This window comes from Chryseobacterium sp. BLS98, assembly GCF_001045445.1.
Taxonomy (GTDB): domain Bacteria; phylum Bacteroidota; class Bacteroidia; order Flavobacteriales; family Weeksellaceae; genus Chryseobacterium.
Window position 1 is genome coordinate 420,176 of the sequence record NZ_LFNF01000003.1, and the last position, 18,381, is coordinate 438,556.

Annotated in this window: 15 protein-coding genes; 10 read left to right on the forward strand and 5 right to left on the reverse strand. The window is 37.9% G+C overall.

The genetic code is table 11. The annotated features are described in order from the left end of the window. Nucleotides 1-97 precede the first annotated feature (97 nt). Nucleotides 98-952 carry a glycosyltransferase family 2 protein gene (locus ACM40_RS13120; RefSeq protein WP_048503234.1) on the forward strand — a complete coding sequence of 285 codons (855 nt, stop codon included), beginning with the start codon at nucleotides 98-100 and terminating at the stop codon, nucleotides 950-952. A gap of 91 nt (nucleotides 953-1,043) precedes the next feature. Beyond that, the gene (locus tag ACM40_RS13125; protein ID WP_228376181.1) at nucleotides 1,044-2,165 is read left to right on the forward strand and encodes a hypothetical protein; all 1,122 of its coding nucleotides are present in this window, start codon (nucleotides 1,044-1,046) and stop codon (nucleotides 2,163-2,165) included. Here ACM40_RS13125 and ACM40_RS13130 read toward each other — a convergent pair. From ACM40_RS13130 to ACM40_RS13150, 5 genes are all read right to left on the reverse strand, one after another. Beyond that, nucleotides 2,158-3,636 (reverse strand): lipopolysaccharide biosynthesis protein, encoded by a 1,479-nt coding sequence (locus tag ACM40_RS13130; RefSeq protein ID WP_048503235.1) that lies wholly within the window; start codon nucleotides 3,634-3,636, stop codon nucleotides 2,158-2,160. The two genes, ACM40_RS13125 and ACM40_RS13130, sit on opposite strands and share 8 nt — an antisense overlap. A 9-nt stretch (nucleotides 3,637-3,645) precedes the next feature. After that, a complete protein-coding gene (locus ACM40_RS13135) occupies nucleotides 3,646-4,440 on the reverse strand; it encodes an FkbM family methyltransferase (RefSeq protein ID WP_048503236.1) in 795 nt (264 codons plus the stop codon). A 347-nt stretch (nucleotides 4,441-4,787) separates the two neighbouring features. After that, the gene (locus ACM40_RS13140; RefSeq protein ID WP_048503237.1) at nucleotides 4,788-5,615 is read right to left on the reverse strand and encodes an N-acetylmuramidase domain-containing protein; all 828 of its coding nucleotides are present in this window, start codon (nucleotides 5,613-5,615) and stop codon (nucleotides 4,788-4,790) included. A gap of 149 nt (nucleotides 5,616-5,764) precedes the next feature. Beyond that, nucleotides 5,765-7,675: a hypothetical protein gene (locus ACM40_RS20765; protein ID WP_048503238.1), complete on the reverse strand. Its 1,911-nt coding sequence runs from the start codon at nucleotides 7,673-7,675 to the stop codon at nucleotides 5,765-5,767. 240 nt (nucleotides 7,676-7,915) lie between these two features. After that, the gene (locus ACM40_RS13150; RefSeq protein ID WP_131705361.1) at nucleotides 7,916-9,517 is read right to left on the reverse strand and encodes a hypothetical protein; all 1,602 of its coding nucleotides are present in this window, start codon (nucleotides 9,515-9,517) and stop codon (nucleotides 7,916-7,918) included. Nucleotides 9,518-9,901: 384 nt separating this feature from the next. Here ACM40_RS13150 and ACM40_RS13155 point away from each other — a divergent pair, with 384 nt between their 5' ends. The 8 genes from ACM40_RS13155 (at nucleotide 9,902) to ACM40_RS13190 (ending at nucleotide 18,285) form a co-directional block, all read left to right on the forward strand. Beyond that, nucleotides 9,902-10,744 carry an energy transducer TonB gene (locus ACM40_RS13155; protein ID WP_048503240.1) on the forward strand — a complete coding sequence of 281 codons (843 nt, stop codon included), beginning with the start codon at nucleotides 9,902-9,904 and terminating at the stop codon, nucleotides 10,742-10,744. Between the two features lie 167 nt (nucleotides 10,745-10,911). Beyond that, on the forward strand, nucleotides 10,912-11,685 hold the full coding sequence (locus ACM40_RS13160) for a ParA family protein (protein ID WP_040995517.1): 774 nt from the start codon (nucleotides 10,912-10,914) through the stop codon (nucleotides 11,683-11,685). A gap of 71 nt (nucleotides 11,686-11,756) precedes the next feature. Next, on the forward strand, nucleotides 11,757-12,647 hold the full coding sequence (locus ACM40_RS13165) for a ParB/RepB/Spo0J family partition protein (RefSeq protein WP_048503241.1): 891 nt from the start codon (nucleotides 11,757-11,759) through the stop codon (nucleotides 12,645-12,647). After that, nucleotides 12,647-13,306, forward strand: a complete 660-nt coding sequence (locus ACM40_RS13170; protein ID WP_053077113.1) for a DUF5683 domain-containing protein — start codon at nucleotides 12,647-12,649, stop codon at nucleotides 13,304-13,306. Before ACM40_RS13165 ends, ACM40_RS13170 begins: the two co-directional genes overlap by 1 nt. A gap of 59 nt (nucleotides 13,307-13,365) precedes the next feature. Beyond that, a complete protein-coding gene (gene dapB / locus ACM40_RS13175; RefSeq protein ID WP_048503242.1) occupies nucleotides 13,366-14,067 on the forward strand; it encodes a 4-hydroxy-tetrahydrodipicolinate reductase in 702 nt (233 codons plus the stop codon). Between the two features lie 134 nt (nucleotides 14,068-14,201). After that, a complete protein-coding gene (lepB, locus tag ACM40_RS13180; protein ID WP_048503243.1) occupies nucleotides 14,202-15,848 on the forward strand; it encodes a signal peptidase I in 1,647 nt (548 codons plus the stop codon). A 57-nt stretch (nucleotides 15,849-15,905) separates the two neighbouring features. After that, on the forward strand, nucleotides 15,906-16,526 hold the full coding sequence (locus ACM40_RS13185; RefSeq protein ID WP_185097199.1) for a WbqC family protein: 621 nt from the start codon (nucleotides 15,906-15,908) through the stop codon (nucleotides 16,524-16,526). A gap of 76 nt (nucleotides 16,527-16,602) precedes the next feature. Then, the gene (locus ACM40_RS13190; RefSeq protein ID WP_048503750.1) at nucleotides 16,603-18,285 is read left to right on the forward strand and encodes a S8 family serine peptidase; all 1,683 of its coding nucleotides are present in this window, start codon (nucleotides 16,603-16,605) and stop codon (nucleotides 18,283-18,285) included. Nucleotides 18,286-18,381 lie beyond the last annotated feature (96 nt).

The window sequence follows — 18,381 nt, forward strand, 5'->3', positions numbered from 1 at the left end:
ATTATAAATGATAAGTGGTGAATGTTGATTTCATGTCAATAGTTTATCACTTATCATTTTCATTGCTCATTACTTAATCATTACTCATAATAAAAGCGTGAGGTTTTTAATCATAATTCCTGCCCATAACGAAGAAGGCAATCTTCCGTTCACCTTGGATTCTTTACAGCAGCAGAGCTTTAAAGATTTCAAAACTGTAGTGGTTAATGACGGTTCTACGGACCAAACGGCGGAAATCATCAGGAAGTATACAGAAAATGATCCCCGTTTTGAAACGGTAGATCTTCAGAAATCTGCTCATCAGCCTGGATCTAAGGTGGTAAATGCATTCAAAAACGGATTGAAGACCCAAAATATAGATGAATTTGATATCATCTGTAAATTTGATGCCGATATCATTCTTCCTGAAAATTATCTGGAAACAGTATGGAATGCCTTTAAAAACAATCCTGAATATGGACTTGTTGGAGGTTTACTGTATGTAGAAAAGGAGGGGATCTGGGTATATGAAGGAAATTCAAACAAGCATCATGTGCGTGGGCCTTTGAAGGCTTACCGTAAAGAATGCTTCGTTCAGATCGGAGGACTGAGGGAAACCCTGGGCTGGGATAATATTGATTCCATTCTGTTGGAAAATCTTGGCTGGAAAGAAATTGTTCTTCCTGAACTGCACGTAAAGCTGATCAAGGTAAAAGGAGCAGATTACACCATAAGGCCTGCAGATTACTACGGCAGGTATTTTTATTTTTTAGGGCTGAACAGGTTCCTTGCCTATACTGCCTCCGCAAAAGAAGCCGCTAAAAGCAGGTCTGTTTCTTTTTTCTTTAAAATGATTAAAGCCTATGAAGCCTGTAAATCAGAAAAGCTGGAGCTTAAAATCTCAAAAGAAGAGCAAAAAGCCATCAATGACAAACGATGGAAAATGCTGAAGAAAAAATGGCTCAAAATGTAGTAAGATAGAGGCATCACAAAATGTAAAAACTGAAAAAATAATAGTAAAAAACTATAAAAAAACAGTTCGTATTCAACCATACCCTTTACCTTTGTTAAACCCGAAACCCGAAACCCGAAACCCGAAACCCGAAACCCGAAACCCGAAACCCGAAACCCGAAACCCGTTGAAGAAAATCGCCTACATAGAAATAGATACCCACGCAGAAATTGCGCAGGCTTTCATGGACATTATGCATGATTCTTCAGAATTCAGCGTAGATTATTATTTTTCGAAAAAGATAAAGGATTTGGTTCAGGAAAATGGAGAAACCGTGTTTTTATCAGATAGTTCTATGATCCTGGAACAGTTGAAGTTAAAGAAATATGACCTGATTATTATAGGAACGGTTCACCGGTATTTCAATACTTTTCATGCTTTGGTTCGGAAATACAATGCATCGGTCATTGTTCACAATATCAATTTTTCAAAAGCATCAAAAGGAGCTTTAATGAAGAGCATTTTTAAAGGAGATCTGGTTTACAGGCTGAAGCTTTGGTGGAAAGAAGGACTGTTTTACAGTTCTAAAGTCTATAGGAATACTAAAAAATTATGGGTGCTGGATGAAGAGATTTCATCAGAAAAATATCAGTTTCTGCCTCTGTTTTACAATAAATATTTTGAAAATCAGACTAAAGACAGCTTTACCGTTGTCATTCCGGGAGGTGTTTCGCAGAAAAGGAGGGATTATCATCACGTCTTTAAAACAATTGAACATTTAAAAACAGAAGAGAAATGGGAGTTCATATTTCTTGGAAAAGCTAAAGATAATGAGCTGAAACAGCTTGAAAGACTATCCAAAAAACTTCCTGAAAATGTTTCCATCCAGTATTTTTCAGACCGGGTTTCGAATGATGATTTTGAAAAGGGAATGCAGAAAGCAGATGTTTTGTGGTGCCCGATTCAGCAGAAAACAGAATTTTTCAGCAGGGAAGAAGTTTATGGTCTTACGAAAATGACCGGAAACCTTGGTGATGCTGTAAAATATGGTAAAACAGCCGTTTTTCCCAAAGATTACCCTTCGAAATTGGAATTCATTGTTCCTGAGAAAGAAAATATCATCGAGCAGTTTAAAGCGCTTAAAAACACCCGTTTCGATTTCCAGAAAAACTACAGCAGAAAGTCAGTCCTCAAAAAGCTGGAAGACGCTCTATCCGCTATTATTTCTATTTAAATTTAAAGATACTTTTAATAAACTTTGCATTCAGGTAATCCTCGAGCGGGAATACTTTTGTGAAATGATTTCCGATATAAATCAGGATCAGCACAACGGCAGGTTTGTATATCAAGTTGATAAAATTACTGTTAAAATTAGGCAGTACGATAGCCACTGTTATGGCTAAAGTACAGATAATGGAAACAAAGATCATTTCGATTGTCAGCGGAGAAACTTTAAAGACAAAGTAATTGAAAGCTATTTTGATCACATTATAAGTGGTAAGTGAAATAGCTGTAGATAAAGCAATTCCTATCAGTTTAAGATCCGTATTTTTAATGAAATAATAATTCAGGCAGATAGTAAGCCCGGCCAGGAGAAGCATGATCAGGATATTAAACCTGTAATATTTGGAAAGCGAAATGATATTCCCGTTAAATCCTGTCGCCAGGTCAATAAGAACTGCAGATCCCCAGATCCATACAACAGGCTCATATTCCCTTAACATGGTTCCGTTTTTGGGCATAAACTGCGTCAGATAAGGAAACCCGACCATGATGCATGAAAACAGTACTGCGCCTAAAAAATATAATGATAAAGAAGTCTTTTTGTGAAATCTGTCAAGTTCTTCCATATCGCCGTCGGCCAGCGTTTTATTAATGATAGGGGCAGAAATATTGAACAGACCCAGCTGTGGGATAGAAATCAGAGAAATCAGAGCATAAAGAACCGAGTAAATTCCCACTTCCTCCATTCCCAGAAACTCACCGATCATAAAACTGTTAATGGCTAAATAATTCCCGAAAGTTCCCAAAAATCCAAAAAAGCTGTAATTGAAAAACTCTTTCCAGAAACCATCCTTTTTGAAATAATCCGTATTGAAATCAAGTTCTATCCTTTCAAGTTTATTCGTGTAGTAAATATATCCGAAAAGCATTAAGGCGAACATTCCGAAAAAGAAGGCAAACGCGATCTCCTGGGAAAGTAAAAAATAAGCAAAAAGGCAGAAAGCCCCCAGATTCGCTATTTTAGGAAAAAGATTATCAAAGATATTGGAAACTACAATCCTTTTGTAATTAGAAGTATATTTATTAAAGATAGCACAGAAAGAAAGGATAAGGATTAGCGGAAGAATCATTTCCTTTAGTTTCCACGCCTCAGAATGCCTGAATTTTGGAAAAATATAGGGAAGTATAAAAAATACCCCCATAAAAATGATGAAATTAATGAAGACCGTAAGCAAAGACAGCGACAGCATATTCTGCTTCTTACCATCCTTTTCCACTTTATGGAAAAACTTCACATTCGAATAAGAAATCCCTAGTACTACGGCAGGAACCAGCATTTCGGCAGTAGGAAGAATATACCGGAGCTTGCCATAAAATTCAAAATTGTATGGAAAAATAAAAATGGCGGATATGGTACCCAGCAGAAAACCAATATAACCTATGATGGAATATTTGAAGCCCTGTCTCGCTACTACACTCATACTGTTTTTTTAATGGTTTTTTGGCGTAAAAATAATATTGTTTATATAGCTGGTCTTGTTTTTTTCATCGTTGGTGTTATGTATTAAGATCTCTTCCGTCAGGAGTTCCAGCTTAAAACTGTCGCGGTTAAGATATTTTGCTTCGTAACCCCAGCTTTTGACTTCAGAAATGTCTTTCCAGATAGGGCTTTCGTGGTGTCTCTGCTCCATTTCGACCATCAGTGTCGGAAGGAATCTTCTGATGGTTTTCTGGGCGCCGGATAAAGTCTTCATTTCATTGCCTTCCACATCTATTTTTATAAAATCCAGCCTGTCAAAATGTTCTATAGCAGCCCATTCGTCCAGCTTGATCACTTTTACCTTTTCCGTATAGCTTTTTTCTTCGCCTTTTTCTTTATAAGAAGTATTTAAAGTTCCGCGGGAGGCAATCAGTTTGCCATTGATGATCGGGACCTTAAATTCAGCAGTTGTATTTTCGTCAGACAGAGCCAGGGGAAGTATACTCATTCTCGGGAAAAGTCTTTTCAGCCGACGGTAAAGCTTTTTATTGGGTTCAAAGCCATAAATATGTTCATGATTCAGCTTGTGCTCCAACTGATAGAGAAAAGTTCCCACATTGGCTCCTATATCCAATATTACAGCATTTTTTGGAAGATACTCCTTGATCCATACCAGTTCCGGTTCTACATTACGTGCCGAAAAATTATTCTTAGTAAGATTGTTTAAATTCTTAAAATACCTTTTTTTGTAAAAACTCGGACTTATATATTGTAGTTTTTCTGCAATTTTTTGATATAAAGACATTCTTGGGTATTTGACGAAAAGCAAAGATAAACAAAAATGTTAAACTAATGTTAAAAAATAACAAATATAACCGTTTGATTATCAATAGATAACTTTTGGATATTGTTTTTAAGAAAAACTGAATTCCGGCAGATTGGTAGGATGAGTACCATACGGAAGAGTTCCGCCTGAAGTGCATGTAAAGGGAAAAGATAATTTGTCGGCCCAGAATTCCCCTCCTGTGGAGGGGTGGCGAAAATTCAAAGAATTTTTGACGGGGTGGTTTATAACCGCACAAAAAATCCCACAAACTGCACGGAATTCTCTCAAAATCCATACTATCTGTGGGAACTGTAAAAACAACCTATTTAATTTTGGGAATATTTTGCATAAGCCTTCGCAAGCTTTTCATCATATTTGTTTTCCTTATAGCCGGCTCCGTTATAAAGTTTGGCAAATCCTGCCCAGTTTTTACTTCTCAAGTGGATCAGGCAGCCGTTTTTTTCAAGAAATTTTCCAAATGCTTTCAAATGTTCCCCTTCATTGATTTCCATCTTCGAAACAAAGTCACTTACATCAGCATATCCTAAACTTTTGGCATGATAACCCATGATCTGGAAACTTCCCCATGAAGCGGAAGACAGTGCCGCTTCTTTGAATTCAGGATTGGCATCCAGGCTGATGGCTTCATTGAGCCGATCGTATTCTTTTACGCCGCCCTCATAATATGCCCTTGTCCATTTCGGGTAAAGGACGTTCTGGCTTTCTGAATTATAGTAAGAATTGGGATCAATGCCCCTTTTTTTAAGCTCATTCCAGAAAATATGACCTTCAAACAATATTTTTGGTTTATTATTGATCAGAAAACCTTTTCCGCTGCTTTCAATTTCATTAACTGCTTTTACAGCTGCCAATTCAAGGCTGTATTCATCTGCGAAATGGATAAGGTCGGCTTCCTGCAGGAATTTTTGAGTCTGGCTTTCGGGTCTCTCATCCTTTTCAAGAAGAACGGCCCAGGTTTTTACTCCCACAATCCCGTCTACGACCAAAGAGTTTTTTCTTTGAAAATCTTTCACGGCAGCACCCACTTCCAGAGTAAATGAATCTGAGATCTTAATGCTGTATCCAAGTTGATAAAGGATCTCACATAGGGTAAGCACTTCCGGTGCTTTTGTATAATATTTTAAAAGTTTCATGATAGTTTTTTTAAATGATAAATGATAAATGATGAATGATGAATGATGAATGATGAATGATGAATGATATTTTTAGATAAAGTACGATGAGGTATTTTAAGTCTTAATTCTGATATCTGATGTCTTGATTCTTGGCTCTTGGCTCTTTCTCAATTACTAACCGGTATCTTCGGCATTCTCTCACAGATCATTCCAATCAGAAAAAAAGATTTGAATTTCACTTCTTCCCTCTGGAGTTTATAGTCCAGATTAAGCGGCATGGAACTGTTGACACTGAAATTCTGATTTAAAACCGCATAATCATCAATTCTCAGCTCAATGCTGTATTCGCCAATTGGGATCAGTTGGCTGATGATGCCTGCTTCATTGCTTTCAATCTCAAAAATCCTGTTATTGTTGGTTCCTTTAATGGAAATAGCACATTTGTAGATAGGTTCATTATTGACCTTATCAGAGATCCGGAACTGTACGACAGCATCTGTGGGCGGTAGCGGAACGGGCACGGGGATAGGTATTGGTGTTGGCACTGGAGTGGGCGAAGGGGTTGGAGTAGGAGTGGGAATAGTCGGAAACTTTGGACCCCATGATCCCCACGGTGCTTTAATAGGGTTGGTAGGCTGAGGAGCAGGCTGTACCGGGCTGGCTCCATGTGGAGCCGGATTGAGAGGGCTTAAATTCTTAATGTTGTTCAGAATATTTCCCATATTTGTTTTTCCTGCAAATGATGCATTTACTACAGTCTTCATGTTTTCTGCCGGTTCAGGTTCAAGTGCTGTTCTGGCAGAAAAATTATTCATTACATTGGCCTTCTGAGATTCAGCAATCATTGTTTTCTTGGCTAAATAATTCAGCTGGTCAGATTTGATTGTTTTTACATTGGTAATGGCTTTCAGGAACTTCTGGTTGTTATTTTTATTGATAAAGACCTGCTGCTTCATGACCATTGGCCCGAAATAAACCAGCTGTTCAGTGTTGCTCACGTTAGCGCTGTTAATGGAAGGATCCAAAATCACTTTTAGGTTTTTGATCAGGATCATTGTCTTTGGAAATGCTGGAAGCTTGAAATCGTTGGAGATGGTCAGCCCGTCCGATATTTTTTTAGGTTCTTTCCATTCAAAATAATCAGACAGCATAAAATTTTTATTGAACCAGTTCCTTTTCAAATGGACAAACGAATAATCCACTTCCACAGCCTGAATCATGCTTTCGTCATAATCTATGGATAAAATTTCTGAAGGGATATTTTCATTACCATTTTTTGCCTCGGAGTGAAGCCCTTCAAGTTCAGATCTTTCAATACGCATGCTGTTCCATCCCGATTCATTTTCCATGAAATCATATGGAATAAAATGGATGTCGTGAATGGAAGAATTGCTGATCACATCCGTTTTTTCTGCAGCTTCAAAGGTATGTTTGGCATTTTGTGCCATGGCAAGATACAGATCGGCATCGGAAGATTTATTGATCCTTGTCAGTTCTTTTTCAATAAGATCCTTACTGCCTTTTACCTTCCATTCGGAAAAAGCCAGTTCTTTCAGATTATTTAAAGTGATAAGCCTGTCGTTCCAGTTGCTTTTTTCCTCATCAGTTTCAAGGCTGTCGAACAGAAGCAGATGATCAGTCACTTTATTTACGGTATCTTCGTGCAGTGTTCTGTATTTTTTATAAGCTTTGAACTCCTTGGTATCGCTGTTTTTGGTATCAAAAAGAACCGTGCTTTTGGTTTCAAGGACTTTATCCAGGTTTTGCTCTAGGTCCTTCAGATTATTTTTATCCAGGATATCCCTGTAAATATCAAATAGGGAGTTATTGGGATTCAGATCCCAGAAGTTGGGCGAAATAGGAACTGAATTCAGTTCATACGCTACATTTTGCTTTTTAATAATCGAAAGGGCTTTCTTCTGCTCATCATTCAGTAGGCTCTGGGGTTTCAGAAGTTCCAGTTCCTCATTGTCATAAATGCGAAGGGAAGGGCATATCATCGGAAGGTCATTTTCCATTGAGCTTTGAGACATATAAATGTTCTTCAGCTTCTGGTAGACGGCTACGAAATATTTCATGGTTATCGTTTTTAGTTTAGGTGAATAACCGGCAGAAAATATTTCCACCGGTTATTCTTATTGAGAAGGATATAAGTAATCTAAATTCAGGTAAGTGAAATTAAGATTGAAAGATCTGGAAGTTTGAAGACCGGAGCGTGAAGCTCTAGTGGGTACTTGTTTTTTTGAATAGTTACTGCAAAATTTATACTTTCGGCTTTAAGTAACTTCTTTCTTCCGGCTTCAGACTTCTTTATCTGACTACGATTTTCCGTCTGCCCATTTTTTGATTTCAGGGTTCGGGTTTGGAGACTTCGGTACGATGTGGCATTTGTAACCGATAATGTAAATTCCTTTTGAGGTCAGTTTTTTATTATCCCACTCATAGCTGGATTTTACATTCTGATTGTCGTAGCTGTAATTTCCGCCGATGACGAAAGGTCCTATTCCTACAGCACCTCCTGCCGATATGGAATTTTTAGCATCGGTATAAGCCGAGGCGCTGTCTTTGAAATCCAGGGAAACATCTTTGGCAATAATCAGTTCTGTGATGATGGATGGCATTAGTCCTTTTCCGTTTCCATCACTGATCATGTCGCCGTTCAGCGTCTGTGGAGACTGCTCGTGAAGTTTCCAGTATTTTGATTCTATAAACTGCTGATTGAACCAGCCTCTTTCTACTTTTACCTTTCCGATTTTAAAAGAGATATTCATGCTGGAATAATCAGAGTTGATCTGGGTTTTTTCATTTTTTCCTCCTCCTTTTGCTCCAATGGAGAATAATCCCATGCTGAAACCTCCTGCAGCACTCCAGTTATGAATGGTTTTAGAATAATCATAATTAGATTTTCCCTGTGATATGGAGATTTCAGGCCAGCCTTTTGATTCTCTTAATGCATTGGCTGCTACCGGAATACATGGAGAATAGTTGGTATAATCTAAAATTCTTGTTCTCTGGCTGTTCCTGAATTCTGCCTGGATTCTTTTCTTGATCACAAGCATGTGCTTTTCCTCAATTTCGCTCAGGTAATTCTGAATTCTTTCCACAGCTTCTTTGTAGCCTAAAGATTGCCATGCCTTCAAAGCAGCATCTTCGCGCTTTTTCATGTTTTTCCCGTCAATGGATAATTTGGCCATGGCATCAGTATCCCCGTTATCAGCAGCGGTTCTGATCTCGTTATTGGCATCCACGATGTCATAATATTTCATCTGGTACTCTACGTATTTTGCATAAGTAGGTGCTACAAACGTGTGGATCAGTTCAGGCTTGTTCAGGTCATCTACCGGGGCGTTCTCATCAAAATCAGGATTTTTTACCTTTTTTATTTTGAACAATTTGTCTCTCAGAGAGTCCAGTTTCTTTTCTACTTTTTTATCAAAATCTGTATCCACGACTACGGACCATTGTAAAAGATCCTCATATACTTTGGAAACCTTTTTTTCAGAATCAGTCATGATGGTAATGGCTCTTCCTTTTCCGTCTTCAGTAAGCGGAGGTAAATGAGAAGGTACTGAATCTACCATGGCGGCAAACTGTTCCATCTGAAGATATTTTTTGAATTTACTGTTGGATAGGGCAGTCTGGTAGGCTTCCATATCGATTTTCGGATTTCCGTTGGCATCCAGGATAGGTTTTCCTGTTCCGTCCAGCATAGGTTTCGGAGAAGGGGCATCCCCGAACAGGCCATTCAGTGCATAATCGAAAGTGTCTTCTGATAAGGTAATCCCTACCGGATCAAATGCTATAAAATCATCAGTTCCCAGGTATTCAGGATTTCCTCCGTTGGTTAGTGTGTCATAAACCTGCTTTAAAAGCATGCTCATTAATGAAGTTGATTTTGCTTCTTGTGTTAAAGTTGGCATAATTATAAGTTTTTTTTAGTTGCTTACTCTTTATGGTTTTCAGCATCCCCGATTTTCTATGGTACAAATGTATACTGGTTTTAAAATTAATTCATCAGTGGTTTTCCTGTTTTTGAATGGGGTTTTTACTGTTTTTAATTTTATGATGCATATTTTATAAATTAAGATTGATTTTTTGCGAATAATAAAATGCATTAAGATTGAATTTTAAATATTTCGGATAGATTGGAATGTTAAAGTTTGCATATTGTTATAATTTTTTTTAAAATATTGATGTTTTGATAAAATTTTGGCAGATGTTTTGATATCGAAACAATACTTATCGATAAGAACACACCAAACTAATAATCACTTATTTTTTAACAGTTTAAATATTTAATAGTGATGAAACACCTAAATCAAAATCAGGAATTTCGTTTCAACGAAGTTCTTTTTGAGCACCGCAACAAAGAATATGGTGCTTATGTATTAAGAAATGAATCAGATAAAATACTGACCAAAGCCCTTTTTGTAGGCGTTAGTTTACTGGCTGCAATTTCAGTAACGCCGTTTGTGATTTCGGCATTACAAGGACCTAAAATTATAGATAGCATTATAGCTTGCGATTTTGGTCCCTTTGATATTAAAGATGTTGATCAGCCTGATGTTATGCCGCCGGTGGAAGTCAATTTACCTGAGGCTCAACCTGAAAAGGTCAAAACATATGATGCAACCATTCCTGAGCCTAAAGCAACTGTAAAAACGGAAAAAGTGGTAGAAAAAATTGAAGGAGCAGTTGCCGGACCAACAAGTAATCTGGAAGGGACGATTGCAACAACAAATTATCATCCTGTGCCACCTCAGGCAGGAACAGGGCCTGCAGTGCCTTATATTCCGCCTACACCGCCTGCAAAAGTTCCCGATAATCATATTGCAAGCGATAACGAACTTGCTTCTGAAGCGGTATTTGCCGGAGGAATTGATGTATTCAGAAATAAGGTGATGAACAATTTTGACATTTCAGGATTTGAAGGGAATGGAGATACCATGAGAACAATTATAACTTTCGTTGTAGAGAAAGATGGAACAATTTCCGGTTTAAAGGCTAATGGTAAAGATGTTGAATTTAATAATGAAGCGATAAGAACCATTAAGAATGTTAAAGGATTATGGAAGCCGGCTAAAAATAAGCAAGGTGAAACCGTAAGAAGTTATTTCAAATTTCCAATCACAATGAACTTTGAATAATCGGCATAAAAACAAACCTTAAAATAGTTATCCACAAAGAATTTTTTTTGTGGATAATTTTTTTAATTGTTAAACCGTTTATTAACAATACTTTAACTCAATTTTGGATTTCGCCACTCATCGGGAGCAAAGAAAAAAGTGTATTTTTGAAACCTAAAGTTCTAATAATGGCAAAAATCATAGGTATCGCTAATCAAAAAGGAGGAGTAGGAAAAACTACTACGGCTGTAAACCTTGCAGCTGCATTGGGGGTGTTGGAAAAAAGAATATTGATCATTGATGCTGATCCTCAGGCTAATGCAACCTCAGGTCTGGGTGTGGAAGATGTTCAGTACTCTACCTATAATCTTCTGGAGCACAGTGCAGATACAAGAACATGTATCAAAAGAACTGCCAGCCCCAATCTGGATATCATTCCTTCTCATATTGACCTTGTAGCAGCAGAAATTGAGCTCGTGGACAAAGAAAACCGTGAGTATATGCTGAAGAAAGCATTGGCAGAAGTGAGAAATGATTATGACTATATCATTATAGACTGTGCGCCGAGTTTAGGACTTATTACGGTAAATGCCCTTACTGCAGCAGATTCTGTGATTATCCCGATTCAGTGCGAATATTTTGCATTGGAAGGACTTGGCAAGCTTCTGAATACCATTAAAAATGTGCAGAAGATCCACAATAAAGATCTTGGTATAGAAGGGCTGCTTCTTACGATGTACGACAGTAGGTTAAGATTATCCAACCAGGTGGTGGAAGAAGTGAACTCTCACTTCCCTGACATGGTTTTTGAAACCATCATCAGCAGAAACGTAAGGTTGAGCGAAGCACCTAGCTTCGGTGAAAGTATTCTGAATTACGATGCAGAAAGCAAAGGAGCCATTCAGTATATCCAGTTGGCTGAAGAGGTTCTATTGAAAAACGAAAATTTAGTAAAAAATTAATTTAATAAATAAATGCACTCATAAGTGAATGAGCACCATCACTTATCAAACATCATTTATCAATTATATATATGAAGGACAAAAAAAGAGCTATGGGACGTGGTTTGGGCGCCATCTTGAGTGCTGAATCCAAAGCGAGTGTCAACTCCGCTACTGATGAAGGAGCAGACAAGTTTGTAGGAAACATCGTAGAGGTAGCCCTTGAAGATATTTATCCGAATCCCACCCAGCCGAGAACTTATTTTGACGAAAAAGCGTTAAACGAACTTGCCCTGTCAATAAAAAATCTGGGGGTAATCCAGCCTATTACTCTAAGGAAAGACGGCGAGAAATTCGAAATCATATCAGGGGAAAGACGTTACCGTGCCAGTAAAATTGCCGGTCTTCCGACAGTTCCTGCTTATATCCGTTTAGTCAATGACCAGGAGCTCCTGGAAATGGCTCTTGTTGAAAATATCCAGAGAGAAGATCTTGATGCTATTGAGATTGCTCTGACCTACCAAAGGCTTTTGGATGAGATTGGTCTTACCCAGGAAAACCTGAGCCAGAGAGTAGGAAAGGACAGAAGTACCATTACCAACTCGATCAGACTCCTGAGATTGAACCCTGATATTCAGAACGCCATCAGAAGCGGTGAAATTTCTGCAGGACACGGTAGAGCCATCATCAGTCTTGAAAATGAAGAACACCAGCAGATCTTATTTGATCTGATTATTAAAGAAAAACTCAATGTACGTCAGGCCGAGCAGGCTGCTACAGCATTGAAGAATCCTAAATCACCGGCAGCAAAAAAAGTAAATACTGAGCTTTCCAACAACTATAAAAGAGCACAGAAAACGATTGCTGATATTTTAGACGTAAAAGTAGAAATCAAAACCTCCGGAAACGGGAAAAAAGGTAAAATTCTCCTTGACTTCAAAAATGAAGAAGAACTGGAGTATATTTTATCCCATATTAAATAATGAATAAATTATTTTTCACATTCTTTTTGTGCATTTTTGCTTTCACCTATTCGCAGGTTACTCCCGGCGATACCATTCGTGCAGAGCCTCTTCCAAAGGATAGTGTGGTCGTTACTAAAACTGTAAAACCCACAACAAAACCTGTAAAAACGGAAGCGAAGATCATTGAAGATCTTGAAAATGCAAATGGACCTACCAGAAAAACTGTTAAGCTCAATCCTACGAGAGCAGGATTGTACTCTGCCGTACTTCCTGGGTTGGGACAGTATTATAATAAAAAATACATCAAAATTCCTATTGTATGGGGAGCTGTGGGAGCCGGGATCGGATATACGATATGGAGTAACAACCAGTACAAAAAATACAGGGAATATTATGTGGCAAAACTTAACGGAACTCCTAATGAATTTGTAGACAGTCATCCCTGGCTGGATAAAAAAGCTTTCGGAAATGCCCAGGACAGATACAAAAGACAAAGAGATTACGCTATAGCCATTACAGGTCTCATTTACATTCTGAACATTGTAGATGCTGTAGTAGATGCGCATCTTTACGAAAGCCGCCACGATCCGGATCTCAGCTTCAACCCTACAGTAATTCAGGATCAGTATGGGTTTTCTACCCCTAAAACAGGTTTAAGTTTAAGTTACAGATTTTAAAAAAAGAATAATACACATCATGTGAACTGAAAGGTTCATGGATTAAAATAAAATATCATATGAAAATAGCATTAGTTGGATACGGTAAAATGGGGAAGATTATTGATGAAATTGCACAAAAGAGAGGCCACGAAATAGTAGCCCGCCTTAAAGAGACTCCAACAGCTGAAAATCTAAATAATGCCGATGTAGCGATCGAGTTTTCACTGCCTGAAGCTGCATATGATAATATCAAAGCATGCCTTGAAAATAAAATTCCGGTCATTTGTGGCACCACAGGATGGCTGGAGAAAAAAGAAGAGGTTGAAAAAATGGCTGTGGATCATGACAGTGCATTCCTGTACGGCTCAAATTTTAGTTTGGGTGTTAATTTATTTTTTGCATTGAACGAAAAAGTAGCCGAAATCATGAAAAATGTGGATGAATATTCTTGCCAGCTGGAAGAAATTCACCACATACACAAAAAAGATGCCCCAAGCGGAACCGCAATTTCCATTGCCGAAGGAATCATCAAAAATAACCCTAAATTTAACGCCTGGAAGCTGGAAGAAACCCAGGGAAAAGAGCTTGGAATCTTTGCTATCCGTGAAGATGAAGTTCCGGGTACCCACAGCGTTTATTACAAAAGCGAAGTAGACGAAATTGAAATAAAGCATACGGCGTTCAACAGAAACGGGTTTGCCCTCGGAGCGGTAGTCGCTGCAGAATGGATCAAAGACAAAAAAGGAAACTTCACAATGAAGGATGTTTTGGGACTTTAATTGTAACAAATTCTTTAAATTGCAGACCAATTAAAAAGAAAAATGATGACTAGTAAATTATAAATAGCAGAATGCTGTAATCATTTATTACTCATCATTTATCATTTATATATTTAGAATAGGCACAAAAAACTATGAATTATTTTTTAACTTATACAGTATATGTTCTCATTTTGTCTTTACTGATGGGGATTTCCACCTGGAAGCTGTTCAAAAAAATGGGGTACAGCCCCTTATTTGCATTTATACCTTTCTATAATTACTTTATTATATTAAAGGAAACAAAACATCCGAAATGGTGGGCGATTCTGTCTTACCTTCCGATAGTAGGACCTATTATGATGTCTGTTTTCCATATTTATTTAATGAAGAAATTTGGAAAAAGTCTGTTTCAAAATCAGCTTCTCACTGTTATTCTGCCATTTATTTACATGGCTACGGTGAACTATTCCAAAGATGTGGAAATAGAAGATGAAAACGCTGATGATCTCTTCATTACAGACGAAGAAAAAAATGCAAAAAAGAAAGATACATTCATAGGATCTATTACGTTTGCGGTTGTTTTTGCAACCATTATCCACGTTTTTGTAACGCAGCCTTTCGGGATTCCTACAGGATCTATGGAAAGAACACTTCTTGTGGGAGACTTCCTTTTTGTAAACAAATGGAGCTACGGTTACAGAATGCCGATGCGTCCTGTTGCCATACCATTCCTTCAGGGAACCATTATGGATACCGGACAGAAAGGCAATCCAAAAGATGATCCCAAATCTTACGTAGATGCTATCAAGCTTCCTTATACAAGAATTTTCCAGTTCAGTAAGCCTCAGAAAAATGATGTGGTGGTTTTCAACTATCCTCAGGATTCTGTGCATACAGCGATCGACAGAAAAGACCCTTACGTTAAAAGATGTGTAGCTGTTGCCGGTGATACTTTTGAAATGAGAGCCGGAAGACTTTTCGTTAATGGAAAGCCGGAGACCGTTTTAGGCGATCAGGAAGTACAGCACAGATATATTGTAAATACCGGAAGCCAGCTGGATATTCCTGCATTATATAACACCTATGGATTCTTGCCTGTACAGGAGATTCAGGCGGAAAAAGGGTATATTTATGCCTTCCAGGGACTAACCGATAAAACCGCCCAGGAAATAAAACAGCTTCCCCAGGTAATTGACATGAAAGAGGATGTTACGGCAAAAGGTGAAGCAGCGGTATATTATAAAGATGAAGCCAAAACAAAAATAGATACTACACAGTCTATCTTCCCGATCAACAAACCTTGGAACCAGGACTGGTACGGTCCTTTGAAGATTCCTAAAAAAGGAGATGTAGTAGCCATAAACAGCGAAACACTTCCGATGTATCAGTGGATCATTTCTGAGTATGAACACAACAGCCTTCAGAAAAGCAACGGAAAAATTCTGATCAACGGGAAAGAAGCCAGTCAGTATACCATCCAGCAGGACTATTATATGATGGTAGGGGATAACAGGGACGCTTCACTGGATGCAAGATTCTTCGGTTTTGTTCCGGAAGAAAATATTGTAGGAAAACCAATGTTCACATGGATGAGCCTTCAGGGGGCATTCAAGGACAGCAGCTCTTCTTACCAGGCTCCGTTTAAGATCCGTTGGGAGAGAATGTTTAAAGCAACCAATACAGGTGAAGCCAATAAAACTTCATATTGGTGGATCGCTGCAATGATCCTTATATTATTCTTTGGTTGGGAGTATTTCATGAAATTATTCAGAAAGAAAAAAACAGAAGACGAATTATAACTAAATTTAAAATTAAAATAAAATGAAGTATTTGAAAAAATACTTCATTTTTATATGATGAATATGACAAATGTATTATTGCCGGTATTTTATATGCCTCCGGTTTCATGGTTTTCAGTGTTTTTAAATCCTGAAAATGAGATTATATTTGAACAGTATGAAAACTTTCCGAAACAGACCTATAGAAACAGAACCAATATCTACGGGGCAAACGGGAAGCTTTCCCTGATCATTCCCATCAACCATAATGGTAAAAGAGAATATAAAGACATCGAAATTTCTTACAGGGAAGACTGGAGAAACCTGCATTGGAAATCCATCAAAACAGCCTATCAGAGTTCTCCATATTTTGAATATTATGAAGATAAATTCAGGAAAATATATGATCTGAAAGAAAAATTTCTCCTTGATTTCAACCTGAAAGGACTGGAAGTTATTCAGCAGATCCTTAAAACAGAAAAGGCACAGTCTTTGAATAAAGAATATATCAAAAATCCTGAAAGCATTAATTTCAGAGAGAAATTTTCGGCTAAACTTCCTTCTGAATTTCAAATGGAAGAATATTACCAGACTTTCTCTGATAAACTGGGATTTTTGGAAGATTTGTCGGTTCTGGATCTTATTTGTAACAAAGGCCCCGAATCTCTGACTTATATAAAAAGTATTAAACAATTATAATATGGAAGGGCCATTAACCGGAAATGATCCAATCAATTGGCAATGACATATGACCTTAAAAAATAAGTATCAACATATGAAAAAGGTATTATTAGCTGCTGTTTTTCTGGCAGGTTTTAGTTTCTCTTACGCTCAGGAATCTCAGGCGAAGAGCATTGATCCTAAAGAAGATAAAGATCTTATGACCTGGTATCATAAAGATTTTTCTACCTCTAAAGTATACGGAGTAAATACGGCGAACGCATATAAATATTTGGAATCCAAAGGCCTTAAGCCAAAAACTGTTGTAGTAGGGGTTCTGGATAGCGGTGTTCAGGTAGACCACCCGGGTCTTGTTAAAAATATCTGGTCAAATCCCAATGAAGTTCCCGGAAACGGAAAAGATGATGATGGAAATGGATATATCGACGATATCCATGGCTGGAATTTTATCGGCGGAAAAAACGGGGATATTGATATCGACAATATGGAGGTAACAAGAGTTGTTTCTAAATACAAACCCGTTTTCGAAGGAGACGACTCTGCAAAAAACAAAGCCAACCAGGCAAAAATGCCGGAGGAGTTTGCCATGTACATGAAGTCTAAAGAGCTTTTCACTAAAAAAAGTGTAGAGGCAAAGCAGAACCTTCAGACCTATACCATGATCAACACTCTCATCCCGAATATGGTAAAACTGTTAGGAGGTAAGCCTGTTACGGCAGAAACTATTAATGCAATTAAACCTCCGACGGACCAGAAAGATGCTATTGCTCTTAATATTTTGGGACAGGTTTCTCAAAGCCCTGAATTCAAAGGGAAATCTTCAGCAGATTTCGAAAAACTGATGAAAGAGCAGATGAAAGAAGCTATCGACCATTTTGCACCACAATCCAAGCAGTACGATTTGAGTTATGATCCGAGAAAAGAAATCGTTGGTGATAACTATGATGATTATTCCGAAAAAAATTACGGGAATAATGATTATGAAGGACCGGATGCGGAGCACGGGACACATGTTGCAGGAATCATTGCCGGACTTCCTCAGGGAAAAGAAATACAATATGGGGTAGCTTCCAAAATAGCTAAAATTATGTCTGTAAGAACCGTTCCAAACGGTGATGAAAGAGATAAAGACGTTGCCAACGCCATCAGATATGCAGTTGATAACGGTGCTAAAGTATTGAATATGAGCTTCGGAAAACCGGTTTCTCCTGGTAAAAATGTGGTATGGGATGCCTTTAAGTATGCTGAAGACAAGGGAGTTCTTTTGGTAAAAGCAGCCGGTAACGAAAATGAAGATGTGGCTGAGCATCTTGCTTACCCTACCAACTTTAAAAATGTAGCAGATGAAAAACCATTTGTAAACAACGTATTGGTTGTAGGGGCAAGTACCAACAGAAATAATGAGCTTAGAGCAAGTTTCTCCAACTACAATAAGAAAATGGTAAACGTTTTTGCACCAGGGGAAGAAATCTATTCTACAGTTCCTAAAAACGAATACAAATACCTTCAGGGAACTTCTATGGCATCGCCGGTGGTAGCCGGAGCCGCAGCTGTATTATTGGCTTATATGCCTAATCTGAAGCCTTACCAGGTCATTGAAGCATTGGTGAAAAGCAGTAATCCTAATGCAGATAATAAATTCCCGGACTATTCTCAGGCTGGAGGAGTGATCGATCTTCAGAAAGCGGCAGAATATGCTTATACCAACTTTTATGATGGTAAATCATCAAGTAATGCCAAACCTGCGAAATCCGTAAAAAAGGCTGTTAAAAAATAATATATCTCCCTGTATATAAGGAGAAAGCATTTAAAGTCCGAAATTTTCGGACTTTTTTTATTTTTATTATTCAATTTGGCACGGTTTTTTGTAACT

What these genes read in the sequence shown, in the direction of transcription:
- ACM40_RS13130 (WP_048503235.1), bottom strand. Translation starts at nt 3,636, where the DNA reads ATGAGTGTAGTAGCGAGACAGGGCTTCAAATATTCCATCATAGGTTAT.
- ACM40_RS13135 (WP_048503236.1), bottom strand. Translation starts at nt 4,440, where the DNA reads ATGTCTTTATATCAAAAAATTGCAGAAAAACTACAATATATAAGTCCG.
- ACM40_RS13140 (WP_048503237.1), bottom strand. Translation starts at nt 5,615, where the DNA reads ATGAAACTTTTAAAATATTATACAAAAGCACCGGAAGTGCTTACCCTA.
- ACM40_RS20765 (WP_048503238.1), bottom strand. Translation starts at nt 7,675, where the DNA reads ATGAAATATTTCGTAGCCGTCTACCAGAAGCTGAAGAACATTTATATG.
- ACM40_RS13150 (WP_131705361.1), bottom strand. Translation starts at nt 9,517, where the DNA reads ATGCCAACTTTAACACAAGAAGCAAAATCAACTTCATTAATGAGCATG.
- ACM40_RS13155 (WP_048503240.1), top strand. Translation starts at nt 9,902, where the DNA reads ATGAAACACCTAAATCAAAATCAGGAATTTCGTTTCAACGAAGTTCTT.
- ACM40_RS13160 (WP_040995517.1), top strand. Translation starts at nt 10,912, where the DNA reads ATGGCAAAAATCATAGGTATCGCTAATCAAAAAGGAGGAGTAGGAAAA.
- ACM40_RS13165 (WP_048503241.1), top strand. Translation starts at nt 11,757, where the DNA reads ATGAAGGACAAAAAAAGAGCTATGGGACGTGGTTTGGGCGCCATCTTG.
- ACM40_RS13170 (WP_053077113.1), top strand. Translation starts at nt 12,647, where the DNA reads ATGAATAAATTATTTTTCACATTCTTTTTGTGCATTTTTGCTTTCACC.
- dapB (WP_048503242.1), top strand. Translation starts at nt 13,366, where the DNA reads ATGAAAATAGCATTAGTTGGATACGGTAAAATGGGGAAGATTATTGAT.
- lepB (WP_048503243.1), top strand. Translation starts at nt 14,202, where the DNA reads ATGAATTATTTTTTAACTTATACAGTATATGTTCTCATTTTGTCTTTA.
- ACM40_RS13185 (WP_185097199.1), top strand. Translation starts at nt 15,906, where the DNA reads ATGAATATGACAAATGTATTATTGCCGGTATTTTATATGCCTCCGGTT.
- ACM40_RS13190 (WP_048503750.1), top strand. Translation starts at nt 16,603, where the DNA reads ATGAAAAAGGTATTATTAGCTGCTGTTTTTCTGGCAGGTTTTAGTTTC.